The 25,156-nt window shown below is 34.4% G+C and carries 23 protein-coding genes, 10 tRNA genes and 1 pseudogene; 15 read left to right on the top strand and 19 right to left on the bottom strand.

Annotated features, from left to right (window positions below; all coding sequences use genetic code 11):
• Positions 1 to 26 precede the first annotated feature (26 nt).
• Both ABW637_RS09755 and ABW637_RS09750 read right to left on the bottom strand, forming a co-directional pair.
• A complete protein-coding gene (locus tag ABW637_RS09755; protein ID WP_367584497.1) occupies positions 27 to 995 on the bottom strand; it encodes an electron transfer flavoprotein subunit alpha/FixB family protein in 969 nt (322 codons plus the stop codon).
• 11 nt (positions 996 to 1,006) lie between these two features.
• Positions 1,007 to 1,753: an electron transfer flavoprotein subunit beta/FixA family protein gene (locus ABW637_RS09750; protein ID WP_367584496.1), complete on the bottom strand. Its 747-nt coding sequence runs from the start codon at positions 1,751 to 1,753 to the stop codon at positions 1,007 to 1,009.
• 266 nt (positions 1,754 to 2,019) lie between these two features.
• Between ABW637_RS09750 and ABW637_RS09745 the strand changes: the two genes are divergently transcribed.
• The 5 genes and pseudogenes from ABW637_RS09745 (at position 2,020) to ABW637_RS09725 (ending at position 10,146) form a co-directional block, all read left to right on the top strand.
• Positions 2,020 to 2,997: a pyruvate dehydrogenase complex E1 component subunit beta gene (locus tag ABW637_RS09745; RefSeq protein ID WP_367584495.1), complete on the top strand. Its 978-nt coding sequence runs from the start codon at positions 2,020 to 2,022 to the stop codon at positions 2,995 to 2,997.
• 115 nt (positions 2,998 to 3,112) lie between these two features.
• On the top strand, positions 3,113 to 5,608 hold the full coding sequence (locus tag ABW637_RS09740; RefSeq protein WP_367584493.1) for a DUF5686 and carboxypeptidase-like regulatory domain-containing protein: 2,496 nt from the start codon (positions 3,113 to 3,115) through the stop codon (positions 5,606 to 5,608).
• A gap of 185 nt (positions 5,609 to 5,793) precedes the next feature.
• Positions 5,794 to 6,324, top strand: a complete 531-nt coding sequence (locus tag ABW637_RS09735) for an inorganic diphosphatase (protein WP_367584492.1) — start codon at positions 5,794 to 5,796, stop codon at positions 6,322 to 6,324.
• Between the two features lie 458 nt (positions 6,325 to 6,782).
• A pseudogene (locus ABW637_RS09730) lies at positions 6,783 to 8,972 on the top strand (sodium-translocating pyrophosphatase); the annotation flags it as partial.
• A gap of 169 nt (positions 8,973 to 9,141) precedes the next feature.
• On the top strand, positions 9,142 to 10,146 hold the full coding sequence (locus tag ABW637_RS09725) for an App1 family protein phosphatidate phosphatase (RefSeq protein WP_367584490.1): 1,005 nt from the start codon (positions 9,142 to 9,144) through the stop codon (positions 10,144 to 10,146).
• Here the strand turns inward: ABW637_RS09725 and ABW637_RS09720 are convergent.
• Positions 10,143 to 10,910, bottom strand: coding sequence for an XRE family transcriptional regulator (locus tag ABW637_RS09720; protein WP_367584489.1), 768 nt, complete (start codon positions 10,908 to 10,910; stop codon positions 10,143 to 10,145). The genes ABW637_RS09725 and ABW637_RS09720 overlap by 4 nt on opposite strands.
• Positions 10,911 to 11,088: 178 nt before the next feature.
• Between ABW637_RS09720 and ABW637_RS09715 the strand changes: the two genes are divergently transcribed.
• Together ABW637_RS09715 and ABW637_RS09710 are read left to right on the top strand one after the other, a co-directional pair.
• Positions 11,089 to 11,472: an endonuclease domain-containing protein gene (locus tag ABW637_RS09715; protein WP_367584488.1), complete on the top strand. Its 384-nt coding sequence runs from the start codon at positions 11,089 to 11,091 to the stop codon at positions 11,470 to 11,472.
• Between the two features lie 128 nt (positions 11,473 to 11,600).
• Complete coding sequence (locus ABW637_RS09710; RefSeq protein ID WP_367584487.1) at positions 11,601 to 12,029, top strand: hypothetical protein; 429 nt, start codon at positions 11,601 to 11,603, stop codon at positions 12,027 to 12,029.
• Between the two features lie 69 nt (positions 12,030 to 12,098).
• Here ABW637_RS09710 and ABW637_RS09705 read toward each other — a convergent pair whose 3' ends face one another.
• Positions 12,099 to 12,674, bottom strand: coding sequence for a nitroreductase family protein (locus ABW637_RS09705; protein WP_367584486.1), 576 nt, complete (start codon positions 12,672 to 12,674; stop codon positions 12,099 to 12,101).
• A gap of 75 nt (positions 12,675 to 12,749) precedes the next feature.
• On the opposite strand from ABW637_RS09705, the gene ABW637_RS09700 reads away from it, so the two are divergent.
• On the top strand, positions 12,750 to 13,460 hold the full coding sequence (locus ABW637_RS09700; protein WP_367584485.1) for a methyltransferase domain-containing protein: 711 nt from the start codon (positions 12,750 to 12,752) through the stop codon (positions 13,458 to 13,460).
• Positions 13,457 to 13,891, top strand: a complete 435-nt coding sequence (locus ABW637_RS09695; RefSeq protein WP_367584484.1) for a hypothetical protein — start codon at positions 13,457 to 13,459, stop codon at positions 13,889 to 13,891. The genes ABW637_RS09700 and ABW637_RS09695 overlap by 4 nt, the downstream gene beginning before the upstream one ends.
• An 18-nt stretch (positions 13,892 to 13,909) precedes the next feature.
• Here ABW637_RS09695 and ABW637_RS09690 read toward each other — a convergent pair whose 3' ends face one another.
• From ABW637_RS09690 to ABW637_RS09680, 3 genes are all read right to left on the bottom strand, one after another.
• A complete protein-coding gene (locus ABW637_RS09690) occupies positions 13,910 to 15,028 on the bottom strand; it encodes a pentapeptide repeat-containing protein (protein ID WP_367584482.1) in 1,119 nt (372 codons plus the stop codon).
• 132 nt (positions 15,029 to 15,160) lie between these two features.
• Positions 15,161 to 15,382 (bottom strand): hypothetical protein, encoded by a 222-nt coding sequence (locus ABW637_RS09685; RefSeq protein ID WP_367584481.1) that lies wholly within the window; start codon positions 15,380 to 15,382, stop codon positions 15,161 to 15,163.
• A gap of 172 nt (positions 15,383 to 15,554) precedes the next feature.
• The gene (locus tag ABW637_RS09680; protein WP_367584480.1) at positions 15,555 to 15,998 is read right to left on the bottom strand and encodes an Lrp/AsnC family transcriptional regulator; all 444 of its coding nucleotides are present in this window, start codon (positions 15,996 to 15,998) and stop codon (positions 15,555 to 15,557) included.
• Between the two features lie 129 nt (positions 15,999 to 16,127).
• Here ABW637_RS09680 and ABW637_RS09675 point away from each other — a divergent pair, with 129 nt between their 5' ends.
• The 6 genes from ABW637_RS09675 (at position 16,128) to ABW637_RS09650 (ending at position 20,126) form a co-directional block, all read left to right on the top strand.
• Positions 16,128 to 16,763: a LysE family translocator gene (locus ABW637_RS09675; RefSeq protein ID WP_367584478.1), complete on the top strand. Its 636-nt coding sequence runs from the start codon at positions 16,128 to 16,130 to the stop codon at positions 16,761 to 16,763.
• Between the two features lie 93 nt (positions 16,764 to 16,856).
• The gene (locus tag ABW637_RS09670) at positions 16,857 to 17,333 is read left to right on the top strand and encodes a nuclear transport factor 2 family protein (protein WP_367584477.1); all 477 of its coding nucleotides are present in this window, start codon (positions 16,857 to 16,859) and stop codon (positions 17,331 to 17,333) included.
• A gap of 35 nt (positions 17,334 to 17,368) precedes the next feature.
• A complete protein-coding gene (modA, locus tag ABW637_RS09665; protein WP_367584476.1) occupies positions 17,369 to 18,127 on the top strand; it encodes a molybdate ABC transporter substrate-binding protein in 759 nt (252 codons plus the stop codon).
• A 57-nt stretch (positions 18,128 to 18,184) separates the two neighbouring features.
• Complete coding sequence (locus ABW637_RS09660; protein ID WP_367584475.1) at positions 18,185 to 18,583, top strand: TOBE domain-containing protein; 399 nt, start codon at positions 18,185 to 18,187, stop codon at positions 18,581 to 18,583.
• Positions 18,583 to 19,254 (top strand): molybdate ABC transporter permease subunit, encoded by a 672-nt coding sequence (modB, locus tag ABW637_RS09655; RefSeq protein WP_367585286.1) that lies wholly within the window; start codon positions 18,583 to 18,585, stop codon positions 19,252 to 19,254. Before ABW637_RS09660 ends, modB begins: the two co-directional genes overlap by 1 nt.
• On the top strand, positions 19,251 to 20,126 hold the full coding sequence (locus tag ABW637_RS09650; RefSeq protein WP_367584474.1) for an ATP-binding cassette domain-containing protein: 876 nt from the start codon (positions 19,251 to 19,253) through the stop codon (positions 20,124 to 20,126). The genes modB and ABW637_RS09650 overlap by 4 nt, the downstream gene beginning before the upstream one ends.
• A gap of 26 nt (positions 20,127 to 20,152) precedes the next feature.
• Here the strand turns inward: ABW637_RS09650 and ABW637_RS09645 are convergent, their stop codons facing one another.
• The 12 genes from ABW637_RS09645 to ABW637_RS09590 all read right to left on the bottom strand — a co-directional run bounded on the left by ABW637_RS09645 (position 20,153) and on the right by ABW637_RS09590 (position 24,217).
• Positions 20,153 to 20,392, bottom strand: coding sequence for a hypothetical protein (locus tag ABW637_RS09645; protein ID WP_367584472.1), 240 nt, complete (start codon positions 20,390 to 20,392; stop codon positions 20,153 to 20,155).
• Between the two features lie 188 nt (positions 20,393 to 20,580).
• Positions 20,581 to 21,681, bottom strand: coding sequence for a slipin family protein (locus ABW637_RS09640; protein ID WP_367584471.1), 1,101 nt, complete (start codon positions 21,679 to 21,681; stop codon positions 20,581 to 20,583).
• 649 nt (positions 21,682 to 22,330) lie between these two features.
• Positions 22,331 to 22,430: transfer RNA gene (locus ABW637_RS09635), tRNA-Lys, on the bottom strand.
• Between the two features lie 683 nt (positions 22,431 to 23,113).
• Positions 23,114 to 23,186: transfer RNA gene (locus tag ABW637_RS09630), tRNA-Arg, on the bottom strand.
• Between the two features lie 86 nt (positions 23,187 to 23,272).
• A tRNA-Gln gene (locus tag ABW637_RS09625) sits at positions 23,273 to 23,344 on the bottom strand.
• 5 nt (positions 23,345 to 23,349) lie between these two features.
• A tRNA-Glu gene (locus tag ABW637_RS09620) sits at positions 23,350 to 23,421 on the bottom strand.
• A 6-nt stretch (positions 23,422 to 23,427) separates the two neighbouring features.
• A tRNA-Pro gene (locus ABW637_RS09615) sits at positions 23,428 to 23,499 on the bottom strand.
• 93 nt (positions 23,500 to 23,592) lie between these two features.
• Positions 23,593 to 23,675: transfer RNA gene (locus ABW637_RS09610), tRNA-Tyr, on the bottom strand.
• Positions 23,676 to 23,775: 100 nt separating this feature from the next.
• Positions 23,776 to 23,848 (bottom strand) — tRNA-Cys (locus tag ABW637_RS09605).
• Positions 23,849 to 23,956: 108 nt separating this feature from the next.
• Positions 23,957 to 24,039, bottom strand: a tRNA-Ser gene (locus tag ABW637_RS09600).
• An 8-nt stretch (positions 24,040 to 24,047) separates the two neighbouring features.
• Positions 24,048 to 24,135, bottom strand: a tRNA-Ser gene (locus ABW637_RS09595).
• A gap of 6 nt (positions 24,136 to 24,141) precedes the next feature.
• Positions 24,142 to 24,217, bottom strand: a tRNA-Leu gene (locus ABW637_RS09590).
• Between the last annotated feature and the right edge of the window lie 939 nt (positions 24,218 to 25,156).

Raw genomic sequence — 25,156 nt, 5'->3', positions numbered from 1 at the left:
CCTCAATTGGGCACAATTTATGAAAATTATGCGTTATTCGACTTAAATTCTTTTAATTTTTCAATAAGTTTTGGTACTACTTCAAACGCATCTCCCACAATTCCGTAGTCTGCAGCTTTAAAGAAAGGTGCTTCAGGATCGTTGTTGATCACTACTTTTACTTTACTAGCATTAATACCCGCAAGGTGTTGTATTGCTCCTGAAACTCCAATAGCTATGTACAGGTTAGTTGCAACTGGTTTTCCGGTTTGCCCAACATGCTCACCATGTGGTCTCCATCCCATGTCACTTACTGGCTTAGAACAAGCTGTTGCCGCTCCTAACACCTCTGCAAGATCTTCTATCATTCCCCAATTCTCTGGTCCTTTTAATCCACGACCTCCAGACACTACGATATCTGCATCAGCAATAGAAACTTTATCTGTAGCTTTATCAACAGATGTTACCTTTACTCCAAAATCTGCATCAGATAATGAAGGTGCAAAAGCCTCGGCTGCAGCAGCTCCTGAGTTTTCTTTAAGCCCAAATGCATTATTAGACAATCCGATCACCTTAACATCTGTAGCCATCTCTGTGATATTAAATGCTTTATTGGTAAACGCAGTTCGTTTCACCTTAAAAGGAGATGCACTTTCTGGTAATGCAACTACATTAGATGCATATCCTGCATCAAGATTTACAGCTAATAAGGGGGCTAAAAATTTGCTATCTGCAGTAGAACTCACAACAACAACTTTTGTTCCTTCTTGTTGCGCAGCTTGTTTTATAGTATCTGCATATGCTTTTGCATTAAAACCAGATAATTTATCATCTTTTACTTCTAATACTTTATCTATTCCATACGTTGCTAACTCACTATTATCACCTCCGTTAATACTTACTGCAGTAACGGTTGTTCCTAACATATTAGCTACTTCTTTTGCATAAGAAGCTACCTCGAAAGCTGCTTTTTTAAACTTTCCTCCTTCACTTTCTGTATATACTAAAACTGACATATTTTTCTCTTTTAAATAGCTTTTGCTTCGTTATGTAATAAATCTATAAGTTCTTGAACATTGTCTGGAGACACTAATTTCACATCTCCTTTTGGAGCTGGTTTTTGAAACTGAACCGCTTTTGTTTCGTGAGCAGCATCTACTGGTTCTATAACCGAAAGTGGTTTTTTACGAGCCATCATAATACCACGCATATTAGGAATACGAAGATCACTCTCTTCTACTAGTCCTTTTTGACCTCCGACAACTAATGGTAATTTAGTAGTAGATGTTTCTTTACCTCCATCAATTTCGCGAATTGCAGTAGCGGTATCTCCATCAACCTCTAGGCCAATACATGTATTAACAAAATTAGCACCTGTAAGAGCTGCGATCATACCTGGCACCATACCTCCGTTGTAATCAATGGACTCTCTTCCTCCAATAATAAGGTCGTAACCTCCATCCTGTGCAACCTTTGCTAATTGTTTAGCTACAAAAAAACCATCTGTAGCTTCAGCATTAACTCTGATTGCATTATCTGCTCCGATAGCAAGTGCTTTTCTTAATGTTGGCTCCGTTTCAGGACCTCCAACATTGACTACATCTACAGACGCTCCTTGCTTTTCTTTGAACCACATAGCACGAGTTAATCCAAATTCATCATTCGGATTAATTACAAACTGCACTCCATTAGTGTCAAATTTAGTATCACCATCCGTAAAATTAATTTTGGAAGTTGTGTCTGGCACATGGCTAATACAAACTAATATCTTCATTTTATATAGGTATTTTTTGAGAATTTATTAATAAAAGCGAAGGTACAAATAAAATGTCGAATTTACTATGCGTGCATAGTAAATTTTTCAATATTCATTTATAACTAAAGGGTTTTAATTCCTACTTTTGCGTTTCGTTATAGCATAAAATAATTATTTATAAATGAAACCGACACGATTAAAATAATTATTACTGTTCATTTTTACTAATTATTTTAATCGTCAAAGATTCCATGTGACGAATAAAAAAAAATAAAAACAAACACATGAAAACAATACAATTCAGAGAAGCAATTTGCGAAGCAATGAGCGAAGAGATGCGCCAAGATGAATCTATATATTTAATGGGTGAAGAGGTAGCAGAATACAACGGAGCATACAAAGCTAGTAAAGGCATGTTGGATGAGTTTGGCCCAGACAGAGTTCTGGACACCCCCATTTCTGAATTAGGTTTTTCTGGAATAGCCGTGGGTAGCGCTATGAATGGTAATCGCCCTATTGTAGAATTCATGACCTTTAACTTTTCATTGGTTGGAATAGATCAAATTATTAACAATGCCGCAAAGATGCGCCAAATGAGCGGAGGACAATTTAATATCCCAATTGTTTTTAGAGGGCCTACTGCATCTGCTGGTCAATTAGGAGCAACACATTCTCAGGCTTTTGAGAACTGGTTTGCCAACACTCCTGGTTTAAAAGTTGTAATCCCTTCTAATCCAAAAGACGCCAAAGGATTATTAAAATCAGCTATTCGTGATGATGATCCGGTTATCTTTATGGAAAGTGAACAGATGTACGGTGATAAAGGAGAAGTACCCGAGGGTGAGTACACAATTCCCCTAGGTGTAGCCGAAATCAAAAGAGAAGGTAATGATGTTACAATTGTTTCTTTCGGAAAAATTATAAAAGAAGCGTACAAGGCTGCCGATGAATTAGCTAAAGAAAATATTTCATGTGAGGTAATAGATCTAAGAACGGTTAGACCCCTGGATCTTGATGCTATTTTTACTTCTGTCAAAAAAACTAATCGATTAGTTATTCTAGAAGAAGCTTGGCCTCTAGCCAACATTGCTTCAGAAATCACTTACCAGGTTCAGTCTAATATCTTTGATTATTTAGACGCACCTATTGTAAAAATAAATACAGCCGACACTCCTACTCCATACTCTCCTGTTTTATTAGAAGAGTGGTTACCTAATAGTAAGGATGTTGTAAAAGCTGTAAAAAAAGTGATGTACAAATAAAATGAACCTCTTTATTTTACGTTTCATCAGTTTTAGGAATTTACCGTATACAAAAATGGCCTAAAAATTGATGTGATCCACTAATTATCACAAGTATTAATTTTAATAGCTTTAGATGAGACATTTGATTTTAGGAGGAATTTTTACACTATTTAGTTGTACATTCCTTCTTTCGCAAACTAAGGTTAGCGGTCAGGCCTTTGACAGTAACAAACAGCCAATACCATTTGCTAATGTAGTTTTTGTAAATTCTACAGTGGGTACAATCACAGATGAAAATGGTAGATTCTATATGGAATCCGACAATAATCATTCTGAAATTAAAGTCTCATTTATTGGTTTTCAGACCAAAAGCATAGCGCTTACGAAGCGTGTTACTTATAACATGCAAATAACACTGGATGAAGAAGCTGCAGCACTCGATGAAGTAGTTATATATAAAGGGAAAACTTCTAAAAAAAATAACCCCGCTTTAGATATTCTCAGAAAAATATGGGATAATAGACGAGTAAACGGAGTTAAAAAATTTAAACAATATACATACGATAAGTATGAAAAATTAGAATTTGACTTAAACACCATTGATAGTGCTCTCATAAATAGCAGAATCTTTAATGGTATGGAATTCATTTTTGATGATGTAGATACCTCTAGAATAACCGGGAAAACCTATCTCCCTATTTTTCTAAACGAAGCTATTTCAAAAGTATATGGGGATAACCAGCTCAACGAGTACAAAGAAGTACTAACAGGAAATAAAAATGCTGGATTTAGTGACAACCAAACTTTAATCGCCTTTGTTAAAGACCTATATTCTGACTATGATGTCTATGAAAATTATCTAAAATTCTTCGACAAAAGCTTTACCAGTCCACTATCAAGAACGGGAATCGGAGTATACAATTATATACTTTCTGACAGTGCATACATAGGTAATAAATGGTGTTATAATATCATTTACTACCCCAGAAGAAAAAACGAACTTACCTTCAAAGGAGATTTTTGGGTGAACGATACCACATGGGCAATCAAAGAAATTAATCTCGAAGTAACCAAAAGTGCTAATATAAACTGGGTAAAAGATTTATATATAGAACAAGAGTTTGATGTTCTCAATGACTCAATATTTCTAATTACTAAAGATTATTTTCAGTCTGATTTCGCTTTTAGTAAAAAAGAAAAATCCCGAGGCGTATATGGTAAAAGAACCACCTTGTATGACAATTATAAATTTGACATAAAAAAAGGCAAAAAGTTCTACCAAAGTCAAGTAGACCCTTACGATCAGGACATCTATAGTCGTGAAGATTCGTTTTGGCAAAATGCCCGAATGGAAGAACTAAATAAAGACGAACAAAAGGTTTATAAATTACTAGACACCCTTAGAACAGTAAAAGCCTTTAAACGATTGTATAATATAGGAACGATTTTAGCCACTGGATATGTAGAGTTTGATGGCTTTGATTTTGGACCTCTTTTCTCTACCATTGGGTATAATGATATTGAAGGGTTTAGACTAAGAGCTGGTGGTAGAACCTATTTTACTTCTAACGACAGATGGCGTATTGAAGGATATGGTGCTTACGGATTTAAAGACAATAAGTTTAAATACGGTATCTCTGGAAAATACCTGGTTGATCGAAAATCCAGATTAATCATTTCTGGAGGAAACCGAAGAGATGTAGAACAATTAGGCGCCAGTTTAACCAATACTAATGATGTAGAAGGAAGAAGCCTTGCTTCGTCCTCTATTATCGCCACAGGAGATAATGATAGACTTACTTCTATTAATTTATCAGCCTTCTCTATGCAGTTAGAGCCCAAGAAAAATTTCACAATTGGTGTTACCGGGTCATACAGAAGATTAAAACCAGCAGATAGATCATTATTTAGCCTGGATTTTATTGATCCTGAAACGGGAGTCCAACAAACAGAAATCCAACAAACAGAAATAGCTACCTCATTAGCGTATTTCCCCGGTCGAAAAACAACTGGTTATGGAGTAGATAGAGTAATTGTAAACCAAGGTGATTATGCAACACTATTTCTTAACTATGGTGTGGGACTAAAGGATTATATAGAAAGTGATTTCGAGTATCAAAAAATTCAATTATTGTATCAACAGCCTTGGAATATTGGAGGATTTGGTCGGCTAAACAGTACATTAGAATTAGGTAAAACCTTTGGAGATGTTCCCCTAGGTTTATTAAGTGTTATACCTGGTAACCAAACATATTTATCTATCTATAATACATTTCCCTTACTCAACTTTTATGAGTTTGTAACCGACACCTATGCCACGTTGCATTTAGAGCATAATTTTAACGGAAGAATATTCTCAAGAATACCATTACTACGTAAATTAAATCTTAGAGAATTAGTTGGTATACGAGGTGCGTGGGGGCAATTATCTGATGAAAACCTGTTATTAAGTGCCCCTTCTAATGAAATTTTGATCGCTCCTGAAGATGAAGTGTATTTGGAATACAGTCTGGGCGTAGGCAATATTTTCAAAATTTTTAGAATTGATTTCCATTTTAGAGGAAACTATTTCGATAATCCTGATGCTCGAAAATTTGGAGTGACCGGGTCTTTTGGGTTCTATTTCTAACCATAGGATTACACAATACAACTCATACAATAGAGCAAAAGCAATTAATTTCATATAGACTGCAAACGTTATAGTTTACCTTTACATTAACATTTCGTAAAAAATATGAGAATTTCTTTAGATAAATTTTATCTAACCCCTTGTAATACCTATCTTTGCCGCCCATTAAATAGAAAACAAAAATTATGAGCGCAGCTACTAAAGAAAGCTTTGACGTACTTATCGAAATCCCAAAAGGGAGCCGCAATAAATATGAATACGATTTTGATATAAAAAAGATACGATATGACCGTATGATATTTTCATCTATGATGTATCCTGCTGATTATGGTTTTATACCAGAAACATTAGCGTTAGATGGTGACCCACTAGATGTATTAGTACTAGTTACCGAACCTACATTCCCTGGATGTGTAATGGAAGTAAAACCTATTGGTGTTTTCCATATGGCAGATGAAAAAGGTCCTGATGAAAAAATCATATGTGTACCAATATCTGATCCAATAGCAAACAGATTAGTAGACCTAAAAGAAATGAATCCGCATTTAATAAAAGAAATAGAGCATTTTTTCCAGGTATATAAAGATTTAGAAGAGAAAAAAGTTGATGTTGGTGGATGGGGTAATATTGATGAAGCCAAAGAAATTATTAAAGCTTGTGTAAAACGCTTTGAAGAGCTAGAAGATAAGCCTAAAGGATTGTTTAGCATCGCTTAAACAAAACCTTTATATCAGTTATTTAAAAAAGGCACTAAATATATTAGTGTCTTTTTTTATTATATCTGTGTCTCGTCCTGAAATAAGTTGACACAAAAACGATTTATTTATAAAACATTCAGGAAACTCTAAGGAGAAGTGTATTCAACATGATTCTAATGTATTGAACACTTTATTTTTTATAGATCTGAAGTACACATGTCTATTTTATAAAAAACAATTTAACACTAAAGCCTTTCTACTTTTAGCCCAAAAACCAATAAAAAAATTTGTGATTAGAAAAATCACCTCGATCACCTAAAATCATTTTAACAGTATTACTTCTTTTTTATTTATTATCTGATATTTCTTGATCCAAAAAATATATAAAAGCGCAATATTTTATAATAAATATTGTGCTTTTTGTATTTAGGGTATTTTTACTACTTTTAGCGACTAATTAACTTAAAAAATATTTAATGGAATCAAATATGATCTTTGTGCCAATAGCATTGGCGATTTTGGGGTTACTTTTTATGTTTATCAAGATGGCTTGGGTAAAAAAACAAGCTCCTGGTAATGAAAAAATGCAAGAAATATCTAAAAGCATAAAAGAAGGAGCCTTGGCATTCCTTGCGGCAGAATATAGATTACTCGTGATTTTTGTTATCATTGCCTCTGCGGCATTATTTGGGATTTCACTATTAGTACCCACAACAAGCTGGATGATAGTCCCCGCTTTTGTATTTGGAGCCATATTCTCAGCACTTGCTGGTAACATAGGTATGCGTATTGCTACCGATGCCAATGCAAGAACAGCCGAGGCAGCAAAAACAAGCTTGCCACAAGCATTAAAAGTATCTTTTGGCGGTGGTACAGTTATGGGTCTTGGTGTTGCTGGACTTGCCGTTTTAGGGTTAAGTTTATTCTTTATGTTCTTTACTAATCAATTTATGGACGGTGAAGGTTCTTTTTATGATAATATGACCGTTGTACTAGAAGCATTAGCTGGATTTTCACTTGGGGCAGAATCTATAGCCCTTTTTGCTCGTGTTGGTGGTGGGATTTACACTAAAGCAGCCGACGTAGGTGCTGATCTTGTAGGTAAAGTAGAGGCTGGTATCCCAGAAGATGATCCACGTAATCCTGCTACTATTGCAGATAATGTTGGTGATAATGTTGGTGATGTTGCAGGAATGGGAGCAGATTTATTTGGATCCTATGTAGCTACAGTACTAGCCGCTATGGTATTAGGAAATTACTTGGTAAGAGATATGTCACAAACAACTCAATTTACCGATAACTTTGGTAATATGGGACCTATCCTTCTTCCCATAGTAATTGCAGGAGTAGGCATACTTGCTTCTATAATAGGAACATTCTTAGTAGGTATCAAAAATAATGATGCTAAAGAAGCACAAGTACAAAAAGCTTTGGATTTAGGAAATTGGGCTTCCATTATTCTAACCGTAATTGCAAGTTACTTTCTTATCGATTTTATGCTTCCAGAAACGTTACAAATGAGTTTCTTTGGTGAAGGAATAAAAGAAGTATCTTCGATGAATGTATTTTATTCTACCCTAATAGGCCTTGCCGTAGGAGCATTAATCTCGATGGTAACTTCTTACTATACGAGTTTGGGTAAAAAACCTGTACTTGATATTGTTCAGAATAGTTCTACTGGAGCCGGAACAAACATTATAGCTGGACTTGCTGTTGGAATGAAATCTACATTTTTATCTGTAATCTTATTCGCAGCTGCAATCTATGGTTCATATGAATTAGCTGGATTTTATGGGGTAGCCCTTGCTGCTTCTGCTATGATGGCAACAACGGCTATGCAATTAGCTATTGATGCCTTTGGACCAATAGCAGATAATGCCGGAGGTGTTGCCGAAATGAGTGAATTAGATCCAGAAGTTAGAGAACGTACCGATATTTTAGATTCTGTAGGAAATACAACAGCTGCAGTTGGTAAAGGATTCGCAATTGCATCTGCAGCGTTAACGGCGTTAGCATTATTTGCAGCTTATGTTACTTTTACAGGAATTGATGGTATTAATATTTTTAAAGCAGATGTATTGGCAATGTTATTTGTAGGTGGAATGATTCCTGTAATTTTCTCTGCCCTTGCGATGCAATCTGTTGGTAAAGCTGCCATGGAAATGGTACAGGAAGTTCGTCGCCAGTTTAGAGAGATTCCTGGTATTATGGAAGGAACAGGAACACCAGAATATGCAAAATGCGTAGATATCTCCACAAAAGCAGCTCTTAAAGAAATGATTTTGCCAGGACTAATCACAATCATTACTCCTATTATTATTGGTTTAATTTTTGGTGCAGAACCTCTTGGAGGCTATATGGCTGGAGTTTGTGTATCGGGTGTAATGTGGGCTATTTTTCAAAACAATGCAGGTGGTGCCTGGGACAATGCAAAAAAATCATTTGAAGCTGGTGTAGAAATTAATGGCGAAATGACCTACAAAGGTTCTGATGCTCATAAAGCAGCAGTAACTGGAGATACCGTAGGTGATCCATTTAAAGATACTTCGGGACCCTCTATGAATATTTTGATTAAATTAACTTGTTTGGTAGGTTTGGTTATTGCTCCAATTTTAGGAGGACATACCGAAGAAGAAACTGCTGTTGCAAATAACGCTGTAGAAGTTGTTCAATCTTCAAAAGATACTTCTGAAGAGAAAATTGAAATTAAAAAATTGAACGAATCAGAAGCTAACAATGAAGCTTCTTTGAAATAAAAACTAAAAATTTATATCTAAACAACCTCGTTCCTTTGAGCGAGGTTGTTTATTTTTATGTCAAAATCTACTTTTTTTCATGTTCAAGAAGAAAGCTTTACGTATCAATACCTACTTAGGATATGGCACTAATACACTTTTTAGCGCCACCGGAAGAGCTCTTGAAGATGAAAATATAGATTTTAGTGCCAATCAAGGTGTTTTTAAAACCTTAAGAAACATTTACAGGCAATTTGAAAGTGATGAAATTAGAAATACACCCATTTTACTTACACTTCCCAATGGGCATGTTATAGAAACAGTTACAGATCACGAGGGATACTATCACCTCGAATTAGACATCTCAACATTACCAGAATACTTAAATAATGAAGGTTGGACAACCTATACAGCTTCTTACAAAAAGGACAGTATTAATAAAAAAATAAACAATAATAATTCTTTTTCGAGTCAAATGCTTATTCCATCTAAACAGGCCGACTTTGGAGTCATAAGTGATATAGATGATACTATTTTACATACTGGTGTCGCTTCTTTTTTTAAATGGAGGGTAATCGCGAATACTTTTTTTAAAAATTTTGATAAGAGAACCGCAATTGAAGGAACCGTAAAATTTTATAAGAAGCTACATTTCGGAAAAAATAACAGCACCCAAATTAATCCCTTTTTCTATGTAAGTAATAGTCCTTGGAATTTATACGACTATTTAAGTGCTTTTTTTAAAAAAAATCACTTCCCAAAAGGCCCTATTTTGCTTAGAGATTTTAGAACCCCTTTTGACAAAACACCAAAACCTAAAATCCCTCATAAGCAATCAGAGATCTTAAATCTTTTAAAAATGTATCCGGATATGAATTTTATCCTGATCGGGGATTGTGGAGAAAAGGACGCAGATATTTATACTAAAATTGCACAAGAGCATCCCGGGCGTATTTTAGCAATTTATTTAAGAAATGTAAACCATCGACGAAAAGAAAAGCGAATAAAAAAGCTTATACAATCTTTTGATTCCTGCCCTATTTTGCTTGTACATACTTCTGATGAAGCGATAGAACATGCAAAAAAACTAGAGTTTATCTACTAATTTTTCAAGCTTCTCACTTCTGAAGTTAATGTTAACATTGCCTCTTGTAATTGTTTCATCGTAGCGGTATCCGAATTTGCATCAATATTAAAACTCAATTTGCTATTTACCTCCCAAAGTTCAACAATTTGATGAGTATTAATGGTATATGGTAAATATTCTGCATTTATAGAAATCAGTGTAATTACTGAAGCATCTTCATTTTTTCTGATTTTCTTTACCACTACGCTATCTTCCAATATAACAACACAAATGGCATTACTACTTACTTCAGAAAGATTATTTACCGCTTTCCCGATCACCCATTCTTTGGGCTCTAAAACAGGTAACATACTATCACCCTCTACCTGAAATCCTCTGTATGTGGCATTTCGATATTCTGGAAGCGGAATATCAAATGCCGGCAACTGTTGATACCAATCTAAATCCTGAACATTATGAGGGTATCCAGCAGCGGCTTTAACATTCACCAAAACTATATTCTCATTATTTACAGAATCCACAGTAATTACCTTAGGAGCAACATTACCGTTATGCAATTCTAATCTTTTTTGATCACTCTCACCAAATAACCAAAGTGGATTGATGTTAAATTGTTGCAACAATCGTGTAACAACTTTCCCTGAAATTTTTGTCTTACCTCGTTCGATATCTGCAGTTGAGTTTTTAATCTGTAAAACCTGTGCAAAATCAGATTGGGTATAATGGTTCTCTTCGCGAATTTGTTTAAAACGCTTAATGGTTTGGTCAGCCGTATTATCCATAAAATTACAATTTAATTTTTAACCATAAATAAGTATTTAACTTCTAACTATTGTTTGGGATAATCACTTAAACAAAGATACATTTTTTTGGAATATTTCCAATTTTAACATAATTATATTTCATTTTTTATGGAATTTTTCCATAAATTTGGAAAAATTACTACTAAAATTAACCATTATGTCTTCACAAAGCATTCCTTTATATCAAAAAGTATCCGAAGAAGTTGTTCGTCATTCTTTAAATAATACCACAAGAGCCATTGATATACTTGAACAGGAATTAAATAAGAAAGGGTATCATTTTGTGCTCAATCAAAAGATTGGTCATTATAACTTCAATTTTTATTGCCCCAAGCTAAGAGTTGCTATTGAAATAGATGGATATGCTCATGAGTTTCTAGACATACATAATCAAGATGCTCCCAAGAAGTTATTTATTTCCTCATTAGGAATTACAGTCCTAAGATTTACTGATTATCAAATTTTTGTAGACATGGATGAGGTTTTTAGAATACTTAAAAATCATATTCAATCTTCAAGGGTTAATCCCTATGTTGTTTGATAGAATTACAATTAAGCCATCTATACTAACGCTGAGTGTGTGTACTTTTTCCCCATTTTAAATTTCGAATAGACGAAATAAAGTATTATGTTTGACGTTAAGTAACCAAATAACTATATCTATTTATTATGAAAAAATTTTTTTTAGGAGCTCTAGCTCTAATGTTTTTATCGGTTGTTTCTTGTAAACAAGCAGCAGACAAAGCAGAAGAAGCTGCTGACCAAGCAGAAGAAGTTGTTGAAGAAGCTGCAGAAAAGGTAGAAGAAGTTGCAGAAAAAGTAGAAAGCGCTGCTGATGGTGTGCCTACTTTTAGCGACCCTGCTGTACAAGAGTACGTTAACGCCTACCAAGAGTATATGGCTGAGTACGAAAAAATCGTTGAAAGTAAAGACATGACTGCTTTTGCCGGACTTAGTACAAAAGGTCAAGACCTTGCGAAAAAAGCTCAAGAAGTTTCTGGGAAATTATCTGGAGAAGATGCCCAAAAATGGACTGATTATATGACTGCAAGCTCTAAGAAAATGCAGGAACTTGCTGCTAAAATGACTCAGCAGTAATATTACAGCTAAACAAGATAGGTCTTTGACTTATAATAAAACCATCCCTTTCGGGATGGTTTTTTTGTTTTAGTCTAACCATTTGATTTTATCCTCTACAGGGTTACGTTTTGATGTTAATTCTTCTTCCTGGTTATAATTCCCTATATAAAAGAATCCTAAACAACGTTCCCCTTCTTCAAAATCACAAAAATCATCCATATAATTAATCAATTTAGGGCTACTCCAGTAGCACCCAACCCCATTTGCAGAACAAGTTAACCACATATTCTGAACCGCCATCGCTGTAGAAGCTATCTCCTCCCACTCTGGAATCCGTTTCTTCGGATCTCTTTGCATACATATTATGAGTACTGCACTGGCTGATTTACAATTATTAAGAATCTTTTTATGTTTAAACGGAGAAAAATCTTCATTCGAAGTGATGTCGGTATATGTATCTGATAAAAATATCCCCAAACGATCTTTCGCTTCTCCTTGTACAACTTTAAAACGCCATGGCTGAGTCAGTTTATGAGTTGGGGCCCAATTTGCATTCTCTAACAAATTTTGAATAAATGCTTTAGAAACAGGTTTATTATTATATTGAGGAGGAAAAATCGATCTCCTACTCCGAATTATTTCATTTATAACCTCTTTACTCATATTATTTCTTTTTTTTGTAAAGTTATTACTATTCTAGGGACTAAAATATCCTTCATTATTAATTAATATAATATTGTGAATCCCAATATTCGACTTCATAAAGCCGAACAACTTGATGACTTATCATTATCAGGAAGTACTCTTGAAAAAACGTTGTTTAGTTTAAAACTAATCAATACCTTTCTTGGTAATCACAGACAATTGGGTACAGCAATACTAAACTACTGTGAAGCAAATTCTACTAAAAAAGAATTTCACATCATAGATCTAGGCTGTGGTGGCGGAGATTGCATTCGGTTTATTTCTAAAAAATTAAAAAGACATAGGATTAAAGTAACTTTTACCGGTATTGATGGTAACCCAACAAGTATATCGTATGCAACACGAAACAATTTAGACATAGCAAATATTGATTTTACAACCGCCGATATCATGGATAAAGATTTTACGGTACCAGATTGCGATATATTAATAAGTAGTCACTTTATCTATCATTTTAATGATAATGATCTTATTGATTTTTTAAGAAAAATTCAGTCCAAAAAAGTAAAGCATATTATTTTTAGTGAGCTTTATAGAAATAAGACTGCATACCACTTATTTAGATTTGTTAGTTTTGTGCTTCCAATTTCTGATATTGCAAAAAAAGATGGTATGTTAGCAATACAAAGAGCTTTCTCCATTAAAGAACTAAAAAGAATTATACAAAGCAGTGCCATTAAGGAATTTAAAATCACAAAAAAACCTTTTTTCCGCACCATCACACAAATAGACTTACACGAATGAAAGACCTACTAGACGATAGTATAAAAAGATTAAGAGAGGCCCCAAAAACGCTTATTCTAACCTATATCCTTATTTATTTTCTATGGGGGTTAGGGATGAATCGTTTTGGAGCAGAAATGGAGATTGCAAGATTTACCTATTGGTGGCAGGTAATTACTTGTTATATCCTTTATATGGTTCCTATTTCTATACTACTAAAAGAGTATAAATTTATTGACCAATATGCATATGGATTAGTCGCTATGGGATTACTTGAGTTTTTAGGATACTGGCTTCAAACTTCATATGTATACCCAAACAATATTCTAGATCATATGTTTAATCCACAAAATTTTAGTTTAGGAATGGCCTTATTTTTTGCATTATATTTCCCAGCCGGAAACTGGTTAGTAGTCAAAGTGCACCATCTTATTTTCCAGAAAAAAGACTAATATTACACACTGGATACATTATTTTTTTGGAACTAGAACAAACTGCTTCTTTCCCTGCTTTTTAACTCTATAGCGATCCTCTATATCTCCGGATCCTTCTAGATCAGATATATAATCCATCCAATCTTGTCTATCAACGATGGCATTATCTAATATTACATCTGTTAAATTTGCATTTTCTAATTTGGTTCCCCACAAGGTAGCTTCAGAAAGATCGGCACCACTAAGATCCGCTCCAAACAAATTTGCATTGGTTAGATCTGCACTTAATAATTCAGCCTTTTGCAGGTTAGCATTATTCAATCTAGCTCTTTTAAGAATTGCATCAGATAGATTAATTTTACTCATTTGTGCTTCTTTAAGCTCAGCTCTTTCAAGGTTAGCGGCTGGCATCTGTGCTTCGGTAAGATCAGAATAATCTAATCTGGCGTACTTTAAGTTTACTCCCCTACCCAGATTAACCTTTCTCAAATTTGTGTAATTAAAATCTGAAGAGTTGAGGATATCTTGTGAAGATTCTGATCCCAAATCACTTTTTAACAAGGTAAATAAAAGCTGCCCTCGTTCTGGACTAATTGGTTTCTCGATTAACTTACCATTCTCTATATAACGATAAGGTTTCATTGCCATACAAAGACTTATTATCCTTGCCTCTAACGTTTTGCTAATGTTACGTGCGCTATTTGTACCCTTATATTTAAGTTCTTCATTAAAATCTGTTAAAACATCTCCCATTACAAAGACCAATGATGATCTTCGATCTGCCTCTACGAGATTATTCTGACTAGTGATTAACTTATTTTGATTCATTAATAACTTCGTCTGAAAAATTAACACCGATGCAGGTATTACGGCAACCATAAAAGCAAATAGTCCTATTCTTGTGATTCGCCAAATAACACTCGAAGATACATCAGAAACAGTATCTACAGAAACCGTTTTATACTCCTTATATTCATTGATGGCATTACTAATACTATTTTTAAGTCGATTGCCAAAAACCGGGATACTGGATTTTTTTAAGAGCCACCATCTAAACCTCCTCTTTTTCTGCTTACCCTTATTAATTTTATCGAGTTTATCCTGTAGTAACTTATTATCTCTCTTTAGCCTTTCGATGTAATCCTGTTCATTCACTGTGATATAGATTTGGATATTTAAACGCTTAATATATAAAAGTTATTATTACATAAAAAAAGAAAGCTTCCTTAATTCACTAAGAAAGCTTTCTCCAATCAACATAAAAACAAACAACCAACCAGTGGTTCCTTACTTTAGGTAATTCGAAATATCGTTGGCTATATCTTCTACCACAGAATATTCTTCTTGTTCATCTATTAGATTAATGGTCTTAACCAAGACTAATAAATACTCAGAAACGTAATCCCTTTTTTGTGCGTCATTTACATACCCTTTTCCTTCGACCACAATAAAGGTGATCAAATTGCGTATGATTAATCTTATATCAGAAATATTTAAATTATCGTTCACTTCACACTTTTTTGAATATTCCTTTTTTAGGAACATAGGTCGAAAGTATGCTTCTCGTTTTTGAAATATGAAAATTGCTTTGAATTAAAAGATCAATCTTCGATTAAAGGTAAGTTTTGTCGTTTTAAGAATATTATCTAATTGATTATGAGACTTTGGAAGGATATATAAACTATACACAACGTGTTATTTTACCATTTTTTTTCACTTCATTTAAAATGAGTAATGTAGTAGGATCGCCATGCATTGCTAATCGATTAATCACATCCTCTAAATGCTTGCTATCTTTAACATGAAATTTCATAATAAGACAATCTTTCCCAGTTACACGAGTACATTCTACCATTTCGGGGTATTCACTTAGGGTATCTGTAAATGATTGAAAGTTAATCCTATTTACACTCATCATAATAAATGCAGAAAGAGACCAACCCAATTTTAAAGGATTTACCTGTGTGCTATATCCTGTAATAACCTCTGTATCCTCCATGCGTTGCACTCGCTCTGCTACAGCAGAAGGCGAAAGCTTTACCACTCTACCTATCTGAGCAAAAGACAAACGTGCATTCTCTTGCAATAACTCTAATATCTTCCAATCTAAATCATCTTTCAACATAATCATTGGTTTTTTTAAACTAAAAAAGAATATTCTATCGAAAAAACAAATATAAACCAATGATTCGATTTCACCACGATCATCAGAAGCTATAATTTTGAATATCAAAAATCATCTAAAACTAAGACTATGTTTGGAATACTAAATTTTGGCACATTCATTTTAGCAGGAATCATACTTAATCTTACACCTGGTGCAGACACTATGTATATTTTGGGTCGTAGTATTTCTCAAGGAAAAAAATCAGGAATTGTCTCTGCCCTTGGTATTTCGTCTGGAGCGTTTTTACATTGTATTTTTGCCGCTTTGGGATTATCCATTCTTTTAGCAAAATCTGCTGTAGCATTTAGTATTGTTAAATACATAGGTGCTGGTTATCTTATCTACTTAGGTATTAAATCATTAGTTTCTAAATCCACAAATAACAAGGAACCATTTCTGGAAAACGCAAGAACCCAGAACTATTCAAAAGTATATTTATCAGGCATATTAACTAACCTTTTTAACCCTAAAGTAGCGCTTTTCTTCTTGGCATTTTTACCTCAGTTTATAGACTCTAATTATGCTACCAGTGCATTACCGTTCTTAATTTTAGGGCTAACCTTTGTAGCTACAGGTACAACATGGTGTCTTATACTAGCGTTCTTTTCGGCAAGATTAGCCGGTAAGATTAGAAAAAACAAAAAGATAAAACTCTGGCTCGATAAAACCACAGGTGTGCTTTTTATTTTTTTAGGAATTCAACTTGCCTTAAGTAAAAAGTGAGTTTATATTTTCTGAAAATACGGTAATAAACAGTTAATAAATTAATACAAAACTATTAGATTTGTCGATAAACGTATAAATAAGAAACCTACTATGCGAACCTTTATCGCCTTACTCTTTACTATTTCTTTTTTATCCTGCACTTCTAAAAAAGATAACACTACTGATCTACTACCAAAATATGTGCCTGATGATAAAGAATTGTACGAAACTATTGTTTTAATGGACAAGGAATATTTTGACGCATTTAACACCTGTGATTTAAAAAAACAGGCCTCATTATATTCTGAAAATGTTGAATTTTTTCATGACAAGGGTGGTGTAATGACTTCAAAAAAAGATGTTATTAGCTCTATAGAGAAAAATATTTGTGGTAAAGTCTCTCGAAAATTAATTGAAGGAAGTATAGAGGTCTATCCCATTAAAGGATATGGTGCCGTTCAAATAGGTTTTCATAAGTTTCATAATAATCAAGAACCTGATGCTCCATCTATCCCAAGTAAATTTATAACCATGTGGGAGCTTACAAATAAGGGTTGGAAAATTACCAAAGTGATAAGCCTTCATTAAAAGTTAAATACATTAATCGCCAAAAAGCGGGGCTAATGCAAAAAATACGATTTTTGATTTTTATTGGCACACTACTAATTATTGCTTGTGCACAGCAACAAAGCAATACGTTACATATTGCGGTTGCTTCGAATATGCAATTTGCCATGAAAGAATTATCAAAAGAGTTTACCCATCAAACTGGTATCGAATGTGATCTAATAATTAGCTCTTCAGGCAAACTCACCGCACAAATTAAAGAAGGAGCTCCCTTCGATATATTTGTTTCTGCCAACATGAAATATCCTAACGAATTATTTAAATCAGGGTATACTACTAACAAACCTAAAGTCTATGCTTATGGAAAATTGGTGATGTGGTCTATGATCGATGACATAAACCCTTCTATCGACATCCTTAAAAGCTCGAAAATAAAACATATAGCCATTGCAAACCCCAAAACAGCTCCTTATGGCAATGCTGCCATAGAAGTACTAAAACAACACGATATCTATGAAGATATTAAAGATAAACTTGTATTCGGAGAGAGTATATCGCAAACCAACCAGTTTATCATTTCTAAATCAGCAGAAATTGGATTTACATCAAAATCAATAGTATTATCTCCCGAAATCAAAGGTAAAGGAAATTGGACTGATATTAACACCACTCAATATTCTCCTGTAAACCAAGGAGTTGTAATTCTTAAAAGCAATCCTTCAAAACAAGCTAATGCTAAAGCTTTTTACGATTTTTTACTCTCTGTTAATGCTAAAAAAATCCTGGAAAATTATGGCTATTCAGTAAAAAGATAATAATCACCATAACACATCTTTAATTAATGTATTTTTATAACGTATAAATATACTTAAGTGAATATTCTTGAAGGAAAAATTACGGCTATAAAAACCCATGGTAGTATATCCTTGGTTACGCTACAAATCGGATCTATTTTTTTTAATACGATTGTTATAGAAACTCAAGATACTGCTGCTTATTTACAACAGGAACATCTTGTTAAAGTAATGTTTAAAGAAACAGAAGTTGTTATTGGTAAAAGCATGGATCACCTTGTTAGCATACAGAATAAAGTAATAGGAGAAATTCTGGATATAGAAAAGGGAATACTACTAAGTAAATTAACCATAGATACCGCAATCGGAAAAATAATCGCAATTATCACTTCTGATGCGGCTCAACAACTTCAATTAAAAGTTGGAGAACACGTTACCGCTATGATAAAAACTACCGAAATAATGTTATCAAAATGATGGATTGGCAACCTTTACTATTAACGTTTAAACTCGCATTGATAACGACCATTTTATTGTTGATCATTTCTATCCCTATTGCCTACTGGTTAGCGTATACTAAATCGCGAATAAAACCAGTATTTGAAACTTTGGTTAGTATGCCCCTTGTTTTACCTCCGACCGTTTTGGGGTTTTATTTATTAGTCGCTTTTAGTCCTGCCAACACTGTTGGAAGTTGGTTAGATGAACATCTGGGTTTACGACTTATTTTTTCTTTTGAAGGGCTTGTTTTTGCATCTGTTTTGTATAGTTTGCCATTTATGGTTCATCCCATCCAGGCTGGGTTTTCAAATCTGGCTTCATCACTAACAGAAGCCTCTCATGTACTGGGGAAATCCAAAATTACCACTCTTTTTAAAGTACTTTTACCTAATATAAAACCATCATTGCTTACGGGAATCGTATTAGCTTTTGCACATACCATTGGTGAATTTGGCGTAGTGCTAATGATAGGAGGTAACATGCCCGGAAAAACAAAAGTAGCTTCTATCGCTATTTATGATGAAGTTGAAGCACTTAATTATAATGCAGCAAATTGGTATTCATTAATTTTATTTGCGATCACATTTAGTATCTTACTTCTGGTATATTTGGTTAATGGAGGATATCTAAAAAAATTCTGGAAATGATACATATCGCTTTGCAAAAAAAATTGACCGCAACGCATGGAACAATGCTATTAGATATTAATGTTGATATCGAAAGTGGTAGCTTAGTTACGCTATATGGAAACTCTGGAGCAGGAAAAACATCTATATTTAGAATGATTGCGGGATTGCTTCAGGCAGATAAGGGATGTATTACTGTTCATCAAAAAACCTGGCTGGATACCGAAAAAGGGATATCCTTGAAACCTCAACAAAGAAAAATAGGATTTGTATTTCAGGATTATGCTTTGTTTCCAAACATGACCGTGAAAGAAAATTTGCTATACGCCTTAGAAAAAGGGCAAAACAATCAGATTATAAACGAATTAATAGAGATTATCGAACTGGGTGACTTGCAAGATCGCAAACCCGAAAAACTCTCAGGAGGGCAAAAACAACGTGTTTCTTTAGCAAGAGCCTTAGTAAGGAAACCTGAGATTTTAATGCTGGATGAACCGCTATCTGCATTAGATAATATGATGCGGGCTAAACTACAAGACTATGTCCTTAAAGTACATAAACAGTATAATTTAACGACATTACTTATAAGTCATGAAATCGGGGAAGTTATAAAAATGTCAAACAGAGTGTTTATCATCAAAAACGGGAAAATCGTCAAGCAAGGCAACCCAATCGAAGTATTTACAACCAAACAAATGAGTGGTAAATTTCAGTTTTCGGGTGAGATCGTTGAAATAAAAAAAGAAGACGTGATTTATATTGTTACCGTTTTGATAGGAACAAATTTTGTGAAAATAGTTGCGGAAGAAACAGAGATAAAAACAATGGTCATTGGAGATAAAGTAATTGTGGCTTCAAAGGCGTTTAATCCTTTGCTGCAAAAGATAGATTAACCTCTCTACATTACTTAATTTGGATTTTAGTCTTTTCTATAAAACCCAAAAGTAAAGGCTACAGACTCGACATAAACAAAACTTTCTAAATGTATATTATATTCAATCGGAGCATTTAGTTTTTTCATCACTCCAATTACTCGATACAATTTGGTTTTGGATATCCCTAATCGAGAAGCAAAATACTCTGGTGGACCCGTTGCCTGCAATCGAATTAACTGATCAATTCGTTGAATGATTTCAATTTGTTTGATAATAATATTCATGATATGTTTTCCCTTTTGAGTGTTACTTTCAGTCTGTTTTGGTTTACCGCAAGTATGGGAATGGTTTACGTTTGTTTCTCTCAAATAAGAGTTTATGGGAATTATTGTTGTTTAACTATTTGTTGAGTTATATATGAAGTTATAATAAAAATGCACCAGCTATAAAAACCAGTGCATTCTTTTCACACCTACCTATTCACAGAGAATATGTCCTTCAATTGTTTTACCATACCACCGTCTCCAGAGACACTAATCTCACCAATTTTGTCGGCGATTTTTTCTACATACTCCATTTCTTTAAGCTTGTAGAGCATTTCATTGTCTTCCATAAGTTTGGCAGTATTTAGCAAACTTCTGGTTGATGCGGTCTCTTCACGACGCGTAATGATATTGGCCTGAGCTCTTTTTTGCGCTACCAGTACCTGGTTCATAATATCCTTCATTTCACCGGTTAAGATCACATCCCTGATACCACAGTTTAGAATTTTTACACCTAGTTTGGCTGCTTCTGTTTTGGTATCTTCAAATACTGCTTGTGCAATACTTTCTTTACGTTCCAAAAGTTCATCTAACGTATAGGTACCTACATAAGCACGTAATACTAATTGCATGGCGATATACAATTGCTTTTCGTAGTCTTTGTTATCTAATAAAGTCTTTTCAATATCTACAACTTTATACTGTGTATAGAAGTTGATACGAACAGCTGCTTTATCTTTAGTCAACAATTCCTGACCTGCAATTTCTAATTGCAATTGACGTAAATCTGCTTTGGCAATCTTGATAGAGGTATCATTTCTCCAGAAACGATAAATACCACTTTCTAGAGTTTTAGCATACACATCATCTACAATCAATACTGCTTTTTCGTAGGCAGCTACTTCAAAAGCTCTGATATATTGATTCAATGCATAGTGGCTAAACAATGATTTATCAATCTTTTCGGTAATATAAATCTTACTTAAATCTGCTATAGTAAATTCATAATCGATCAATCCTTTCCAGTAGACATAACGACCTGCTGCCAATGTATTTTTAAAGTTCCCATTCTCGTACATCAATACGATCTCATTATCTTTTACTTCAATTACGTGTAACATGGCCTCCAACTCCTTGTCTTGTAGTAAGAGTTCCAGTGCTACTGGTGCTGCAAAAGGTTTAGTAAGGTCATATTGTATAACTCTCTCATTAAATCCTAACCAATGGATTCCTTTGGTAACTACACGATGGTAATCTCCTTTTTTGAAAACTAAACCTACTCTGCCCGCATTAATTCTTACTCTTTTCATTTTTTTACTTTTTAAACCTGTCCGTATGACAGGTGGGTTAAACATTCATTAGATGACAATTCCTGTAACGGAGACCTTGTCTACTTCAATCCAGAACCACGGGTATAGTCCTTTCTTACAGTATATTATCTGGGCGTGTCCTCTTTTTCGTATACACTACAAAGAGGTCGGGCTATTCGCTATATCTTTTTTAATTTTTTACCCTTCGACAACACTTCGACAAGCTCAGTGTGACAACTCAGGATGCGTCATTAAAAAAGGATGCCGCTACTATCCCTCACGCAATTTCTACTTCAAGAAAAACGGTGACAGCAAATCATCTTTCCTGTACGGAAATATTAGTTTGTTATATTGTCTACAACCAGTTTTAAGAAATGAGATGAAAGAGTATATCGTCTTAAAAAGATTATATAATACTAAAATCTGAGTTCAAAAAAGTGGCTATTTCGAATACTAACAACACCAATATTTCAAAGTACATTCGAGACCGTTGGTATAGTAAGAGTACTATAACAACCGATCTGCAATCACAGTTCTCGTCATATTTAACAGCGTGACAGGCTGGCGATCAGTTTTAAAAGATGATCAACTTTTAACCTACGTTATGAGCGTAGTGCTCTAGCCAACTGAGCTACGAAGCCTAAAAAAGTGGCCTCGACAGGAATCGAACCTGTGCATTTGAAAATGGATTTTCAGTCCATATCCTACATTAAAAGTGTAGTGCTCTAACCAAACTGAGCTACAAAACCTAAAAAATGGAGGCTTTGACAGGAATCGAACCTGCGCAAAAATCTATTGCTCTACCATTGAGCTACGGGACGTATATAAAATCTAGAAAATAGTCGTCCCGGAGGGATTCGAACCCTCAACACATAGAGTTGAGACTATTTTTGGTTATAGTCAAACCTTCAAGTCAAGTTGTATATGAAGTGATGATACAAAGATTGCAATACCTCATACAATGGTGCTATACAGAAACACGCAACAAGACTTGCTTGATATTTTAATGAACTTATATTTTGTAACGCTTCTTTTACCATCAGCGCTGAGTTTTAAGCTAAAGAGGTTCTTTATCAAAGCCCTGCTACTTACCCTATTTTGTAGCAGGGCACTACTTCAAACCCTCAGTTATACCCAATTAAATAGGAGGGCTTGTTTCAATTACACTACAAAGATGAAATCTTACTACGCAGTCTTTTTGCGTAGATAAAAAATCATTTATAAAAAGTGCGATGTCTGTCATTTTTACTTTTTACTCCTCTAGTTTCTGGAGGGTATAAAGCTTTTGTCATGGCATTGATGTAATTCGAAATCCACTTTGATACTATTCTAGTGATCAAAAGCTTCAAACTTTTCTTTTTTCTTTTGGTAATAGTAAAGTGAGTTTCCATAATACTTAGATGAATTGATTAAACATTGTTTTAAAGATTAGTAGGAATAGCAAGACTCGAACTCGCATCTTTGGGATCGTACTCCAATATTCTGTCCAATTGAACTATATTCCTTAATTAGGGTGTCTATGGGGAATCGAACCTGATCTTGGAGAATCACAATCTCCTGTGCTAGCCGTTACACTATAGACACCATACAGAAGATCTAACAGGATTTGAACCTATACCCCAAGAATCAAAATCTTGTGTGCTAGCCATTACACTATAGATCTATAAGTACTCTGTAGGGGAATCGAACCCCTATTTCCTGATAGAAAGTCAGGCGTACTTACCATTATACAAACAGAGCAATTTGTCTAGAGAGCAGGATTCGAACCTACAACCTCCCACGTCCAAGGCGGGTAAACTACCATTGTTATATCTCTAGATTGTTATTGCAGTACCGATCCCGATAGCTATCGGGACGAACACCCAAGAGACAGTCGGGTGCGCTAGCCATTGTGCTACGGTACTAAATATGTGGAAGTAGTAGGACTCGAACCTGCATGCTCCAAAGAGACCGAATTTACAGTCCGGCGAGCCAACCAATTGCTCAATACTTCCAATAGTTAAGAGACAAGGATGAGATTGCTACGCCTTCTCATCAAGTCACAAAGTGGATTTTCACAGTATTCAAACAAGTTTGATACTATTCCAATCATTGAGACAAGGATGAGATTCGAACTCATAAATAACAGATTTGCAGTCTGTAGCCTTAACCTTTCAGCCACCTTGTCTTTGCGATACTGGTAGGACTCGAATACCGGATCAAGTCCGGCACAAGCTCTACTATTTTATGGATAACAGCTCATCTGCGCTAACCATTAAGCTACAGTATCGTTTTGCGGAGGAAGAGGGAATCGAACCCCCGGAGCTTTTACACCCGACTGTTTTCAAGACAGTTTCCTCGACCAACCGGACTCCCTCCTTTTTTAGCAGAGGATAAAGGAATTGAACCTTTACTACCAAAATGGCAGACCTGTTTAGCAGACAAGCACAACAAACCAATATTTGCCTATCCTCCGTAATGTTGACGTAGTAGGATTTGAACCTACATTACTCCCGATGTTAAATCGGGATGCTTTATCCAAATACCCTACACGTCAATGTGTTTAGTTTTCAAAATGTCAATGAACTATGGCAATAAAAAAAGACGCCTTGTCTAGGCGTCTTCTTATATATCTGATGTATGTATAAGCTATGTTCTTATAACCATCTTTTCTATAAAATAGACACCCTTTATGTTCTTATCTGAACAATATTCTCCTTGCTCGGTAAAGAGGCGATTTAAAATATGTTGTGAACTATTCGGTATCATTTTTATATGTTTTATAGTATTTATAATAGTGCAATCTTGATTATTATTTTTGTTTTGATTGCGATGCAAAGATGAAAAATCTTTTTAAATCTGCAAATATTTTTTTGATTTATTTATTTGATAATCAGTTAGTTACGATTAAAATTAGACATAGAAATCCCTGTCCGTTTTTCAACGGATATTGGATATTCTCGCAATAGTTTGTCTCCCTGATGCTTACTTTCCAAATACTAATCTTTATGTACTAACTAACTTTTATTCATTATTCTAAAAAAAATTCATAAAAAAAGCGCCCAATTTCTTGGACGCTCATGTTATATCTAGTTTTTGTTTTAAATCACTTCATAAATATGCTTAAAAATAGCTACACAACGTCCTGTTTCGAATGGATAATTCATTAATCCATCGATAATCACACTGACTAAACAGCGATTTCGGTGCGGTATGTATTCTATTTTGTGTCATTTTGTTTTGCAAATATCAATAGTTTCTTTGTTGTTTTCCAAAATTATTCTTGAAAAGAACCCAATTTGGAAACATTCTAATGAAGAAGATCAACCACAAAAAAAGCGTTCAGGAAACTAAACGCTTTTGACATTAATTGTTTGTCTCGTCCTGAAATAAGTTGACACAAAATCGACTTATTTATGAAAGATTCAGGGAATTCTAAGAAGAAGCGTACTCAGTGCGATTACAATTTAGGCTTTAAATTAGCAGTAGTATCTCA

Origin of the sequence: Aquimarina penaris (assembly GCF_040786285.1) — a bacterium.
GTDB lineage: Bacteria > Bacteroidota > Bacteroidia > Flavobacteriales > Flavobacteriaceae > Aquimarina.
The sequence above is the reverse complement of the archived record's forward strand: the minus strand, read 5'-3'. Positions and strand labels throughout refer to the sequence as shown.